13 protein-coding genes are annotated in these 13,578 nt (G+C 65.7%); 6 read left to right on the forward strand and 7 right to left on the reverse strand.

The genetic code is table 11. The annotated features are described in order from the left end of the window. Positions 1 to 177 precede the first annotated feature (177 nt). From F0A17_RS07955 to F0A17_RS07970, 4 genes are all read left to right on the forward strand, one after another. Positions 178 to 948 carry an ABC transporter ATP-binding protein gene (locus F0A17_RS07955; protein ID WP_149327812.1) on the forward strand — a complete coding sequence of 257 codons (771 nt, stop codon included), beginning with the start codon at positions 178 to 180 and terminating at the stop codon, positions 946 to 948. A gap of 10 nt (positions 949 to 958) precedes the next feature. Beyond that, positions 959 to 1,660, forward strand: coding sequence for an ABC transporter permease (locus F0A17_RS07960; RefSeq protein ID WP_149327813.1), 702 nt, complete (start codon positions 959 to 961; stop codon positions 1,658 to 1,660). Position 1,661: 1 nt separating this feature from the next. Then, on the forward strand, positions 1,662 to 2,396 hold the full coding sequence (locus tag F0A17_RS07965; RefSeq protein ID WP_149327814.1) for an ABC transporter permease: 735 nt from the start codon (positions 1,662 to 1,664) through the stop codon (positions 2,394 to 2,396). 122 nt (positions 2,397 to 2,518) lie between these two features. After that, entirely contained in the window at positions 2,519 to 3,283 is a 765-nt protein-coding gene (locus F0A17_RS07970; protein ID WP_149327815.1) for a transporter substrate-binding domain-containing protein, read from the forward strand. An 87-nt stretch (positions 3,284 to 3,370) separates the two neighbouring features. On the opposite strand, the gene F0A17_RS07975 is transcribed toward F0A17_RS07970, so the two are convergent. From F0A17_RS07975 to F0A17_RS08000, 6 genes are read right to left on the reverse strand one after another with little or no spacing between them, the layout of a single operon-like run. Beyond that, positions 3,371 to 3,706 carry an AtuA-related protein gene (locus tag F0A17_RS07975; protein WP_149327816.1) on the reverse strand — a complete coding sequence of 112 codons (336 nt, stop codon included), beginning with the start codon at positions 3,704 to 3,706 and terminating at the stop codon, positions 3,371 to 3,373. Then, positions 3,703 to 5,073 carry an acyclic terpene utilization AtuA family protein gene (locus tag F0A17_RS07980; RefSeq protein ID WP_149327817.1) on the reverse strand — a complete coding sequence of 457 codons (1,371 nt, stop codon included), beginning with the start codon at positions 5,071 to 5,073 and terminating at the stop codon, positions 3,703 to 3,705. Before F0A17_RS07980 ends, F0A17_RS07975 begins: the two co-directional genes overlap by 4 nt. Then, complete coding sequence (locus F0A17_RS07985; RefSeq protein ID WP_149327818.1) at positions 5,070 to 5,927, reverse strand: beta-keto acid cleavage family enzyme; 858 nt, start codon at positions 5,925 to 5,927, stop codon at positions 5,070 to 5,072. Before F0A17_RS07985 ends, F0A17_RS07980 begins: the two co-directional genes overlap by 4 nt. Then, entirely contained in the window at positions 5,924 to 6,850 is a 927-nt protein-coding gene (locus F0A17_RS07990) for a 3-hydroxyacyl-CoA dehydrogenase NAD-binding domain-containing protein (protein ID WP_149327819.1), read from the reverse strand. The genes F0A17_RS07985 and F0A17_RS07990 overlap by 4 nt, the downstream gene beginning before the upstream one ends. After that, entirely contained in the window at positions 6,847 to 8,730 is a 1,884-nt protein-coding gene (locus tag F0A17_RS07995; RefSeq protein ID WP_149327820.1) for a TRAP transporter permease, read from the reverse strand. The genes F0A17_RS07990 and F0A17_RS07995 overlap by 4 nt, the downstream gene beginning before the upstream one ends. 18 nt (positions 8,731 to 8,748) lie before the next feature. Continuing rightward, positions 8,749 to 9,720, reverse strand: coding sequence for a TAXI family TRAP transporter solute-binding subunit (locus F0A17_RS08000; RefSeq protein ID WP_149327821.1), 972 nt, complete (start codon positions 9,718 to 9,720; stop codon positions 8,749 to 8,751). Positions 9,721 to 9,854: 134 nt separating this feature from the next. On the opposite strand from F0A17_RS08000, the gene F0A17_RS08005 reads away from it, so the two are divergent. Next, positions 9,855 to 10,766 (forward strand): LysR family transcriptional regulator, encoded by a 912-nt coding sequence (locus F0A17_RS08005; protein WP_149327822.1) that lies wholly within the window; start codon positions 9,855 to 9,857, stop codon positions 10,764 to 10,766. Positions 10,767 to 10,775: 9 nt separating this feature from the next. Here the strand turns inward: F0A17_RS08005 and cadR are convergent, their stop codons facing one another. Next, entirely contained in the window at positions 10,776 to 11,231 is a 456-nt protein-coding gene (gene cadR, locus F0A17_RS08010) for a Cd(II)/Pb(II)-responsive transcriptional regulator (protein ID WP_149327823.1), read from the reverse strand. 79 nt (positions 11,232 to 11,310) lie between these two features. On the opposite strand from cadR, the gene F0A17_RS08015 reads away from it, so the two are divergent. Beyond that, complete coding sequence (locus tag F0A17_RS08015; protein ID WP_149327824.1) at positions 11,311 to 13,578, forward strand: heavy metal translocating P-type ATPase; 2,268 nt, start codon at positions 11,311 to 11,313, stop codon at positions 13,576 to 13,578.

Genomic DNA, 13,578 nt, shown 5'->3' on the forward strand with positions numbered 1-13,578 from the left:
ATAACCTGGAGCAAAGAAATGTGTTTTCATATCCTTCCTATCGACCATCGTCCAACGAAACCGCATCCAGACCACCCTGCCCAAAGCGTCAAGGCCTGTTAGAATCGCCCCTTTTTCGAGCCTGCCCGCTTAAACGGCCGTCGCCCCGGCGACTCGTCCCGATCTGGAGCCCGTCTCATGGCCGATACCCCGATTCCCCTCGAAGTGCGCAATATCAAGAAGCGCTTCGGCGACACCGAAGTCCTCAAGGGCCTGTCTCTCCAGGCCAGGAAAGGGGACGTCATCACTCTGATCGGAGCCTCCGGCTCTGGCAAGAGCACCTTCCTGCGTTGCATGAACCTGCTCGAACAACCCGACGAGGGCGACCTGATCGTTCACGGGGAGGAGATTCACTTCAAGCAGACCCGACACGGCCGTGAGCCCGCCGACTGGAAGCAGGTCGTGCGCATGCGCGCCAAGTTGTCGATGGTGTTCCAGAGCTTCAACCTGTGGGCTCACATGACGCTGCTGGAGAACATCATCGAGGCGCCGATCCACGTACTCGGCGTGCCGCGCAAGGAAGCGGTTGAGAAGGCACGCGCCCTGCTCGATCGAGTCGGCCTGACCGAGCGCGCCGACGCCTACCCGGCGCAGATGTCGGGCGGCCAACAGCAGCGCGGCGCCATTGCGCGCGCCCTGGCCATGGATCCCGAGGTCATGCTGTTCGACGAGCCCACTTCGGCGCTCGACCCGGAGCTCGTCGGTGACGTGCTCAAGGTCATGCGCGACCTGGCCGAGGAAGGCCGCACGATGGTCGTGGTGACGCATGAGATGGGCTTCGCCCGCGACGTCTCGAGCCAGGTCATCTACCTACACCAAGGCCTCATCGAAGAAGCCGGAACGCCACAGGACGTGCTGGTCAATCCCACCTCGCCGCGGCTCAAGCAGTTCCTGGCGCCGAAGTATTGAGGGAGACATCATGCTCGATCTTCATGGCTACGGCCCTCGCCTGCTCGAAGGTGCCGGGGTCACGATTCAACTGGCGGTGCTGTCGCTGGCTCTGGCCGTTCTGCTCGGTCTGTTGACCGCCAGCGCGAAGATGTCGCGCAACTGGCTGCTGCATCGCACGGCCACGCTCTATACCACATTGATTCGCGGTGTGCCCGACCTGGTGCTGATGATGCTGCTGTTCTTCGGCGGCCAGATAGGGCTCAACATGATCACCGACATGCTCTATGACCGGTTCGGCGTGGACTGGTACATCGACCTCAACGCCTTCGTCGCTGGAGTGATCACGATCGGCTTCATCTTCGGCGCCTACATGGGCGAGACCTTTCGTGGCGCCTTCATGGCAGTGGATCACGGCCAGATCGAGGCGGCCAAGGCCTACGGCATGGGCTCGTGGCTGGTGTTTCGGCGCATTCGCTTCCCTCTGATGATGCGCCACGCGCTGCCGGGGCTTTCCAACAACTGGATGGTACTGCTCAAGACCACTGCCCTGGTCTCGGTGATCGGTCTCTCCGATATGGTGCGCGTCGCCGCCGAGGCCTCTCGTGCCACCCATGAGCCGTTCACTTTCCTGGTCCCCGTAGCGATCATCTATCTGTTGATCGCCAGCGTATCGGAGTGGCTCTTCGCCCGCCTGCAAAAACGCTACAACATCGGTTTCGGGGAGCGTTGACATGGAACCACTGAACCAATGGCTCGCCGCCCTGCTGGAAGGCAACGTCATCTTCACCCCGCAGACCCTCGGTTACTACTGGACCGGGCTGGTCACCACCGCTCAACTGGTCTTCCTGTCGCTGCTGGTCGGGCTGGTGCTGGCGGTTCCGCTGGCGATCCTGCGCGGCTCGAAACATCGCTGGATCAAGCTGCCGGTCTATTTCTACACCTACGTATTTCGCGGCACGCCGCTGCTGGTCCAGCTCTATATCATCTATTACGGCGTGGTGTTCGTGGACGGCATCCAGCAGAGCATGTTCTGGCCCATTCTCAAGGAAGCGTTCTACCCGGCACTGATTGCCTTCACGCTCAATACCGCCGCCTACACTACCGAGATCTTCCACGGCGCGATCAAGGCGACATCGCGCGGCGAGATCGAGGCGGCCCGGGCCTACGGCATGTCGCAGGGGCTGACGATGCGTCGCATCATTCTTCCCAGCGCCTTTCGGCGCGCCCTGCCGGCCTACGGCAACGAGGTGATCTTCATGCTGCATGCCAGCGCCATCGCCAGCGTGGTCACGCTGATGGACATCACCGGCGCGGCACGCTTCGTGTATGCACGTTACTATGCTCCCTTCGAGGCGTTCATTTTTGCCGCGCTGATCTATCTCTGCCTGACCTTCATGATTCTCTATTTCTTCCGCTACCTGGAGAAACGCTTACTGGCGCATCTCAAGCCGCTCAACGGCACCTGATCAACGTCAAACAGGCGTTGGAAAAACCGCGCCCGGGGACTTTCGGCCCCGGCGCAGCTGCGCTAAATTCAGGCGCGACGTCACCCAAACGGTGCACGAACGACAACAAAGGGAAACGAACGATGAAAAAACTGCTGACAGTATCCCTGCTGGGCCTTGCCATGGCCGCCGGCAACGCCCAGGCCCGCGATTACGATCACGTGCGCTTCGGCGTCGACGTGCCCTACGAGCCGATGGAGTACCGCACGCCCGAAGGCGAGCTGACCGGTTTCGACATCGAGCTGGGCAATGCCCTGTGCGAAGAGATCGGTGTGACCTGCGAATGGATCGAACAGGAGTGGGACGGCATCATCCCCGGCCTGCTGTCGCGCAAATACGACGCCATCATGTCGTCGATGACCATCAACGATGAGCGCCGCGCCACCGTGCTGTTCTCCGACCCGTACATCACGCCGCCTTCCGCCTGGTTCGCCCCCGAGGAAGCCGATATCGACGAGCCCAGCACCGAAAACCTCGACGGCCTGACCATCGGCGTACAGCGCGGCACTTTGCAGGACAACTACGTCACCGACCACTACGGCGACGTGGCCGATATCAGCCGCTACTCCACCGCCGACGACATGGTGCTGGACATGGAGGCCGAGCGCCTTGATATCGTGTTCCTCGACTTCCCGGTGGGCAAGTCCACTCTGCTCGACAGCGAGGAGCGGGAATACAAGGTGGTGGGCGAGATGATCACCGAGCCCAAGGAGTACTTCGGCGACGGTTTCGGCATCGCCTTCCGTCCGCGCGACGAAGCGCTGGCCGAGCGTTTCAACGAGGCGTTGGCCACGCTGAAGGAAAACGGCACGTACGACGAAATCTACCAGCGTTATTTCGAAAAGTAAGCGCCGTATCTCACCCTTCCCCGGCGCCGCCGGGGAAGGGTGAGCCCTCTGCGAGCGGGTCTTGGCATGCCCGAGGCTGACGACCGCTCAAGCGACGCCGGGTGGCGGAGTCACCGGCAGCGACAGCAACAGCGCCGAGAGCGTCTTGCCATGGCCATCCAGGTTCAGTGCGCCATTGACCCCACCCTGCAGCACGTCGTCGAGCACCAGGTTCACCCCACCCAGATTGGGCATGGGATAGCGGCGCACCGCGGTTACGCCACGATGGTGAAACAGGGTCATGACGCGAGCCTCGCTGAGCTGTTCGAGCAGCCAGGCGTAATGGCGCGTGTCGTGGGCGAATACCGCCAGGTTGAGTCGATCGCCCTTGTCGCCCGCCCGGGCATGGGCGTAGCGATGCAGCAGCGTAACGTCGTTATTCATGCTTCGCCTCCCCGATTGAGCACGACCGTTGGCGTCACCTGCTCGCGCGGCACCAGGAAGGAGGCCGTCTTGAGTCGTGGTTCATGGTGACGTCGGACGCCCCCACCTCCCGCCGGCCCACAGCAGTAGAGCGCCAGCAGCTCTTGTGTCGCCAGCTCGACCACCTCTCGACGGGCATGCTCCACCGCCAGGCGCAGCCGCACGTCCTCCACCGTTGACCGGGACGACTCGCGCCAAGGCATCTCGTCACCATCGAACACGCTGGACACGCCGATCAGATCGAAACGCATACGCAGGTCGGGCGGGCAGCGCCGCGCCAGACGCTCGCGCAGGGTATCGCGTGCCAATCGCGCACGTGCTGCCGCATTCGGCCCGGCATAAGAGATTTCCGCTTCGCCCTGGTGACCGTCGAGAAAGCTGATGGTGGTCTTGAGCCGCGACGGCGCAGGCTTGCCGCGGACACCGTGGATGGCCACCCGATCGCGACCGATCTGGCGTATCTCGACGCCGGTCAGGTCGAGTATCACGTCGGGCGTGACATAAGCCGCGGGATCGTGGATCTCGTAGAGCAACTGCTCCTTGACCGTCTGCTCGGTGACCAGCCCGCCGGTGCCGGCCGGCTTGGTGACGACCAAGCGTCCGTCGCGCTCGACCTCCACCAGCGGGTAGCCGAGCTCGGCCATGCCCGGCACCTCCTTCACCCCTGGGTCGGCGAAATAGCCACCGGTGACCTGGGCCCCACACTCGATCAGATGCCCCGCCAAGGCGCCGGCCGCCAGGCGATCCCAATCGTCCATGGCCCAGCCGTGATGGTGACACAGCGGCGCCAGCGCCAGTGACGGATCGGCCACGCGCCCGGCGATCACCACCTGGGCACGTTTCGCCAACGCCTCGATCAGCGGCTCGGCGCCAAGATAGACGTTGGCGGCCACGACGCGAGCCGCGTCGGGAAGTTCGCGGCGCTCTCCCTCCCAGGCCGTCCAGTCGAGTTCACCGAGACGCTCGCGCACGTCGTCGCCCTCGATCACGGCCAGGCGCGCCTCGGCGAAACCCGCCGCGCTCGTCAGCTCGGCGATGCGTCGGCAGGCGGCTCCGGGGTTGGCTGCGCCGAAGTTGCCGAGCACGCTGATATCGTTGGCCAGACAGTCGCCCAACACCGGGGCGAGAAAGGCCTCGAGCAATGGCTCGTCGCCGCCTTCGGGATTCTGCACGCGGCGCAGCTGCGCGGCCGCCAGGGTGCGCTCGCCCAGGGTCTCGAACATCAGCGCGCGCGGCGCATCGTAGCCGAGCAATGCGTCGACCAGCGGGCCGGCGGCATCCGTACGGTCGCCGGAGAATCCGGCACCGCATCCAATCACCACTGTCATGATTGCCTCTCCCCTGCGCGGCTGATCAAGCCGAGGAAGGCCCGCGCTTCCCGCGGAGTCATCAACCGGCGTCCTTCGGCCTCGATCCGCCGTCGCGCCAGACTCACCAGCTCGGCATTGTCCGCGGCGCGCACGCCGTCGGGCCGCCACAGGTTGTTCTCGAAGCCGACCCGCGCGTGCCCCCCGTGTCGGGCGGCCAGGCCCATGCATTCAGCCTCGGTGGGGCCGAAGGCGCAAACCGCCCAGCGGTCGTCCACCGTGAGCCTCTCGAGAAAAGCGGGCAGACGCGAGGGGTCGGCTACCGGAGGCGTCTCGTAGCGCCCCAGCACGAAGAGCAGCCACGCCGGTCCACCGGGAACGATGCCGCGCTCGCGAAGCGAATGGAAAGCAACGAGTTCCTCAGGCGAGTAGACGATGTACTGGATCGAGGTACCCGCCTCGGCCAGTTCGCGGCATAGCGCACCGCTCGCCTCGGCCTCCGCCGGCTCGGCGAAGAGCTCGCGTACCGCCAGCGACACGGCATCTGGCTGCAGCTCAGCGATGACCCGACGCTGCGCGAAGGGCCGATAGCGTCCGCCCGCCTCACTGGTGACCTGCAGCACCATGGCGTCGCCGACCGCCTCGCGAATGGCAGCCAGCGCTTCGCGGTAGGCACCGACATCGAGCAGGTGGCGCCCGTCCGGTTCGCGCACGTGCAGATGCATCATGGCGGCTCCCGCCGTCAGGCAGGCACGCGCATCGCGAGCGAGCTCACCGGGCGTCAGCGGAATGGCGGAATGATCGTCATAGCCGCGCCGAGCGCCGTTGGGCGCGACCGTCAGCAGGCAGGGTGTCGTTGCGTTCGTTTCGCTCATGGCGTCATCTCCTCGTTGGCCGCCTCGCCCAGAGTCCGCTGCAGCGCCACCAAGCGGGCGTCGCGACGGGCGAACAGCACATCGAGTGCCTCTCCTCGGGTGGCCTTTTCCACGCCCTCCACCACACGCGTCTTGAGCGCGTCGCTCATGGTCGGCTCGCCCAGGCTCGCCCAGCGATACTGCTGGCTGGGGCCGAGGTGGTCGAGGTAGTGGCGAATGCCGCCCTGGCCTCCCCCCAGGTGATAGGTAAGAAACGGTCCCTGGATGGCCCAGCGCAGTCCCGGCCCCGCAGTGACGGCGCGGTCGATGTCCTCGACACTGGCCACCCCCTCCTGCAGCAAGTAGAGCGCCTCGCGCCATAGCGCCGAGGAGAGCCGGTTGGCGATGTGCCCCACCATCTCCCGGCGCATTATCACCGGCTGCTTGCCGATGGCACGGTAGAAGTCAGCGAGGCGAGCGACGACGGAGGCGTCGGGCCCATAGAGTTCCACCAACGGCACCAGGTGCGGCGGGTTGAAGGGATGGGCGATGACCACCCGCCCCGGGTCGGCCACCTCGCCGACGATATCGGAGTGCTTCAACGATGACGTGCTGCTGGCCACGATCGTCCATGCGGGAGCCGCCGCCTGCAGCTCGCGCAGCAGACTCCGCTTGAGATCGATCGATTCCGGGGCGTTTTCCACCACCAGATCGGCCTCGGCGACCGCTCCTGCCGCCGTGTCACATAGCCGCGGCGTAAGCGGCTCTGCGCCGAGCGCCGTCATGTCGGCGGCGACCCGCTCCCGGAAGGCCACCCGTGCCGCCGGGTCGGGATCGTGAGCCAGTACCGTCAAGCCTCGGGAGAGAAAGTAGGCGGCCCAGCTTGCCCCGATGGTGCCGCAGCCAATGATTGCGATCTGTCGCATGCGTCGTCCTTGGTTCATGACCCCGCTCCTTGAGGCAGCCGCGCATCGCGACGTGCGGTTTGCCAGGCCCAGCCGTACAGTCCGGCCACCGTCATGACACCGGCCAGACTCGGCAATGCCATGGGCAGAACCGACAGGATCCCGGCCAGCGCCAGCGCCAGCGCATCGAGCGAGCGCCGGCCGGTCAACCGAGCGCCGCCCAGCACGCCGGCGAAGGCCAGCACGAAGGCCAGCGCCTTGATCGCGGCCAGGCCGATATCCCAGGTGTCGCCCAGCCCGATCAACCCCGGGTAGGCGAGGATCAGGAACGGAATGATATAAGTGGTGGCACCCAGGCGAATGGCATGGCCGGCCACCTGCAGCCAACCCGCTTGGGCGATGCCGGCGGCGACGAATACGGCGATGCACACCGGCGGCGTGATCACCGAGATGGTGGCGAAATAGAACACGAACAGATGCGCCACCAGTGGCTCGACGCCGATGCGGGTCAATGCCGGCGCCAGCACCGCCGCCACCAGTACGTAGGCCGCCGTGGTGGGAATGCCCATGCCCATGATCAGGCAGATCACGGCGACGATCAGGGCCACCAGGAACAGCTGTTCGCCGGCGACGCTGACCACCAGCGTGGAGAGCGTGACGCCGATGCCGGTCAGGTTGAGCATGGCCACCAGAATCTGCGCCCCGGCCAACAGCACGCCGATAATCACCATGCCCTTGCCGGCATCCTCCAGGCCGGACACCAGCATATGCGCCATGCGCCTCGGCGAAGTGCGCCCGAGCGCAGCGAATACCACATAACTTGCCAGGAGCAGCGCCACACCAAGAAAGGCCGAGAACTGAATGGAGTAGCCTTGCAGCACGCCGCCGAACAGCCCACCGAGGGCAGCCAGTATCGGCACGATGCGCTTGGGCGTAAGCACCTCGCTCCAGGTCGGGAGCTCCGTCTCGGGGACCAGCGGCAGGCCCCTTCGTACCGCCACCAGGTGCAGGGTGAAGAACACCGCGACGTAGAAAAGCAGCGCGGGCAGCAGCGCGGCAAGCGCAATGGTCACGTAGCTGATACCCAGGATCTCGGCCATGATGAAGGCCGCCGCGCCCAGGATGGGCGGCGCGATCTGGCCGCCGGTCGACGCCACCGACTCCACGCCGCCGGCGAAAGCCGGCGGGTACTTCAGCCGCTTCATCATGGGAATGGTGAAGTTGCCCGTCGTCGCCACGTTGGCCACGGCACTGCCGCTGACCATGGCGAAGAGACTCGAAGCCACGGTGGCGATCTTGGCCGCCCCGCCCTGGCTGCGCCCACCGATGCGCATCGACAGGTCGATGAAGGTCTGGCCGCCGCCGGTATGCAGCAGCAGGCTGCCGAACAGCACGAAGGCGGCGATGGTCGTGGCGGCCACGCCCAGCAGCATGCCCCAGATACCCAGATCTCCGAGGTACAGCGTCTCGGTGACGAAGGCGCTATCGAAACCGCGATGGCTCAGCGGACCGGAGAGCCGGTTGCCGAACAGCGCGTAGGCGATGCCGACCAGCACCAGCACGGGAAAGATCCAGCCGATGGCGCGCCGCGCCACCTCAAGGATGGCCACTACCAACACACCGGCAAGGAGCATGTCCCGTGAGGTGGCCCATGGCAAGGTGGTCAGGATCTCGTCGGCATGCAGGGTCACGTAGAGGCTGGCGCCGATGGCGCCCGTCGCCAGTATCGCATCGACGACGATGCCCAGCGGGCGCCAGCGAGTGCCGGCGCCGAGGGGATAGGTCAGCAGGCCCAGCCCGATCACCAGCGCCAGGAATACGCTGCGATGCACCAGGCTCTCGAATGGCCCCACCGCCGAAGTGTAGAGGATGAAGCCCCCCAGCACCAAGGCGACGAGCATCAGGCTTTTTTCACGCATGGGACCGGGCTCCTTGCCTCATTCCACCGGCCGAAGCCGCTCGGGAATCTCGTAGCCCTGTTCTTCGAAGTAACGTGCGGCTCCGGGATGCAGCGGTACGGTACCGCTATTCAGAGTCAGCTCGGCGAGGTCCACTTCGGCCAGGTTGGCCAGTGCGCTGACCTGGGGTTCGGGATTCTCCATCACCGCCTTGACGATCTGATAGGCGGTCTCCTCATCGAGGTCAGGGCCCGAATGCATGGCCAGGCCAAAGCTCCAGGTGGTATAGGCGGGAATGCCCTCTGCGGCGCCTTCGGGAATCTCCACCACCGAGATGTCGGGCATCCGCTCGCGAAGCAGATTCGCCTGCTCGTCGGTGAGCGACAGCACCCCGATCGGCGTGAAGGTGGCGATATCCAGCGACGAGCCGTCCAGCTTATTGCCCACCCCCGACTTGACGTAGCCGGCCATGCGGTTGTCCTTGACCCCCGCGACCACGTCGGTGGTGGAACCGCGAACGTACTCCGGCTCGATGCCCAGCGTCTCCATGACCGCCACGGTGGTGGCTTCGGTAGCGGAACCGGTGATACCCGGGTTGAGCCGCACCCCGTCGAGGTCCGCCATCGACTCGACGCCGGCATCCTCGCGCATCACCACGTTCTGCGGTGCCTGGGAATAGACCCACAGCAGACGGTTGTCCACCGGGCGCTCGGCGAACTCGCCTTCTCCGGCGTAGGCGTGATAGCCCACGTTGGTCGTCACCAGGCCCATGTCCACCTGGCCGCGCAGGATACGCCTGAGGTTGTCCACGGTGGCGCCGGTTTCGACCACCGAGGCACTCGTCTCGGGAACCTGCTGATTGATGATCTGCCCCACGGCGACGAAGTAGCCGTACTGGCTGGAGGAGGTGGACGTAGAGCCAATCAGTAACTGCTCGTCGGCCTGAGAAGAGATTGCCACGAGGCTTGCGCCGATCAGCGCAGCCGTCAGCGGCTTTTTGAGGGAGAACATTGGCGTTTGCTCCATCTGAATGGATTGTTGTCGGTTGTCGTCCAGAACGGAAATACGTTCGGCCGCCTTCAGAATGGAAAACTCAGCTGTTATTTGTCTAATATAATTAATCGAACGAGACTTTTAATTTATTTATGCAACCCTCCATTCGTCAGCTCAAGGCCTTCGTTGCCATCGCCGATCTCGGCAGTTTCGTCGAGGCTTCGGAGCGCCTGCATCTCTCCCAGCCGGCGCTGAGCATCGCCATTCGCAAGCTGGAGCAGGCGGTGGGAGGCGTCCTGTTCAACCGCTCGCCCCGCGGGGTACAGCTCACCCCCGAGGGGCGAGTCTTCTTGCCCACGGCGAGGCGTCTTATCGGCGACTGGGAGGAGGCGCTGGGCGATCTCGGCGAGCTGTTTAACAAACAGCGCGGCAAGGTGACCCTGGCCGCACTACCGACTCTTGCTGCCGGGTTCCTTCCCGCCGTGCTGGCCGACTACCGTCGCCGTCACCCCAACATCGCCATCAGCGTGCACGACGTGCTCGCCAATCAGGTGGACGATCTGGTCAGCGACCAGCGCGCCGACATCGGTTTCTCGGTACGGCCCTCGGGGTCGGAGGCGACCCGCTTCGAGCCGCTGATCGACGATCACTTCGTGGCCGTCTGTCCCGTGGGGCACCCGTTGCTCGCTCACGACGAGGTGAGCTGGGAGTCGCTGTTGCGTTATCCCATCATCGCCGTCAGTCGCCTCTCCAGCACGCGCCAGGCGATCGAGGAGGTACTGCAGACGCTAGGGAGCGAGATGGATCTGATGTGTGAGGTCAGCCAGATTGGTACCGCGGGTCGTATGGTCGCTGCCGGGCTCGGCGTTTCCGCCCTGCCCTCGCTGAGCTTTCGTCAGATCTCCTCGGAGGGCATCGGCTGGCGACCGCTGACGGGACCGCGCATGCCCCGCACCTTGGGCATCATCACGCCGACGCGTACCCCTCTCTCCGCCGCCGCCAGCGCCATGCTGGAGCGGGTGCGGGAGCATGCCGCCCGGCTCCAGGCAGATCGATTCGAGTGAAACGGCCGATCAGCTCCGGTGCGGCCCCGGCACGTGGCTGGGCTCGCCGGTGTCGGCGGGAAGTTCACGCAGAGCTGGCTGGGCCAGCTCCTGGAGGATGCCGCAATGGCTGGAATCAGTCTCGCCATTGCAGCGCGAGCGCAGCGTCGCCAGTGCCTGGCGCAGTGCCTGCAGTTGCTCGATGCGGGCCTCCACGTGAGCCAAATGATCGTCGATCAGGCCATTGACGGCATTGCACGGCTGGCGCGGGTGATCGTGATAGTCGAGCAGGGTACGTATCTCGTCTAGCGTCATGTCCAGCGTGCGGCAGTGGCGGATGAAGCGCAGCCGCTCGGTGTGGGGCTCGGCATACAGCCGATAGTTGGCGCTGCTACGAGCAGGCTCGGGTAGCAGCCCCTCACGCTCGTAGTAGCGGATGGTTTCCACCGGGCAGCCCGTACGGGTGGCCAGTTCACCGATCTTCATGAGCACCTCACAAGTCGCTTGACCCTGTAGTGGCTACAGGGTGTTCCATCATGGTAGACCAATGACACGGAGTTCTACCATGGCCGAACGATCCTGCTGCTCCGGCGGCACCTGCAGCGTCGATACCTCCCCACCCCCGACGCGGCCGAAGGACCCACAGCCAGGCGTCGCTTCGCTGCGCCTGCGCATCGAGGCGATGTGCTGCCCTACCGAGGAGGGACTGCTGCGCCGGGCACTGGAAGACATGCCGGGCATCGAGCGGCTCGACTTCGACCTGATCGGCCGCCGGCTCACCGTGCACCATCGGGATGCGGACGAGGAGGTCATTCGACACCGCATTGCCGCCACCGGCATGACCGCCGAGCACGATGACCCAGCCCAGCGTACCGCGCCGGCCGCCAGCGACGAGGCGCCATGGTGGAAGATCGGCGTAGCCGCCGTTCTCGCCCTGGCCGCCGAGGCCAGCCACTGGCGGGAACTGGCCGAACCCTGGCTAGCGGCTGCGCTGGCACTGGCGGCCATCGCCTTGGTCGGCCTGCCCACCTGGAAGAAGGGCTTCATCGCCCTGCGCCACCGCACCCTCAATATCAACGCGCTGATGAGCGTGGCGGTGACCGGCGCGCTGCTGATCGGCCAGTGGGCCGAGGCGGCCATGGTGCTGGTGCTGTTCACCCTGGCCGAGCGCATCGAGGCGCGCTCGCTGGGCCGGGCTCGCAACGCCATTCGCGAACTGCTCGACCTGGCACCGGAGAGCGCCAGCGTGCAGCAGCCGGATGGCAGCTTCCGTTCCTTCCCGGCCGGTGAGGTCGCCGTCGACAGCCTGGTTCGCGTGCGCCCCGGCGAACGCCTGGCGCTGGACGGCAGCGTCTCCGAAGGCCACCCGGCGCTGGACGAATCGCCCATCACCGGCGAGAGCCTGCCGGTGGACAAGACACCGGGCGAGGCCGTGTTCGCCGGCAGCGTCAACCAGGGTAGCGAGTTCCTCTACCGAACCACCCGGGCAGCCAGCGACACCACCCTGGCCCGCATCATCCATACCGTCGAGCAGGCTCAAGCCAGCCGCGCCCCGACCCAGCGCTTCATCGACCGTTTCGCCGCCGTCTATACCCCGGCGGTGTTCGCCATCGCCCTGCTGGTGGCGCTCACCTGGCCATGGCTGTTCGGCATCGGCTGGTTCGAAGGTGTCTATCGCGCGCTGGTTCTGCTGGTGATCGCCTGCCCCTGCGCGCTGGTGATCTCCACCCCGGTGACCATCGTCAGTGGCCTGGCGGCCGCCGCACGCTCGGGGATCCTGATCAAGGGCGGCAAGATGCTCGAGCAGGGCTATCGGCTAGTTACGCTGGCCTTCGACAAGACCGGCACCCTGACCCAGGGTCGCCCCTCCCAGCGTGCCTGGCACCCGCTCGACCCAACGCGGGACGAACCCACCCGGCTCAGGCTGCGCGGCCTGGCAGCAGGACTCGCCGGCCGTTCCTCGCACCCGGTGTCAGCGGCCCTGGCGCGTGCCGCCGAGGCAGATGGCATCGTTCCGCTGGAAGTGAACCGCGTGCAGGAACTGCCCGGCCGAGGCGTAGTCGCTCAGTTCGAGGGACGGGCCGTATGGCTCGGCAATCGCCGGTTGATGCAGCAGTTCGCGACGATAGACGGCACGCTCGAAGCCCACCTGGCCGAGCACGAGGCCCGCGGCGAGACTTTGGTGATCCTGGGTGAGGAGACCCGCCCGCTGGCGCTGTTTGCCGTCGGCGACCCGCTGCGCGAAGAGAGCCGCGAGGCGGTCGAAGCGCTGCATCGCCTGGGCGTGACCACCCTGATACTGAGCGGCGACAACCCGGCGAGCGTGTCCGCGGTGGCCGCCGAGGCCGGCATCGACGAGGCCCACGGCTCGCTGCTGCCGGAAGACAAGCTGGCCATGATCGAGGCCCGCGCCCAGCACGGCGCGGTGGGCATGGTGGGCGATGGCATCAACGACGCTCCGGCGCTGGCCCGCGCCGACATCGGCTTTGCCATGGGGGCTTTAGGCAGTGATGCCGCCATCGAGACCGCCGACGTGGCGCTGATGGACGACGACCCGCGCCGACTGGCCGATTTCCTGCGCCTGTCGCGCCGTACACGCTCGCTGCTGATCCAGAACATCACTATTGCCCTGGGCCTCAAGGCGGTATTCATGGCGCTGGCCTTCAGTGGTCATGCCACTCTGTGGATGGCGGTGTTCGCCGATATGGGCGCCAGCCTGATCGTGGTGGCCAACGGTCTGCGCCTGCTGCGCCATGGCAGGCGGCCAGGCGTTGAAAGGCTGCGACGTGATCTCGGGCATGATGAGGTCTTCGAGGAAAACACGGTGCAATAA

Source organism: Billgrantia pellis (assembly GCF_008297955.1).
Lineage (GTDB): Bacteria > Pseudomonadota > Gammaproteobacteria > Pseudomonadales > Halomonadaceae > Halomonas > Halomonas pellis.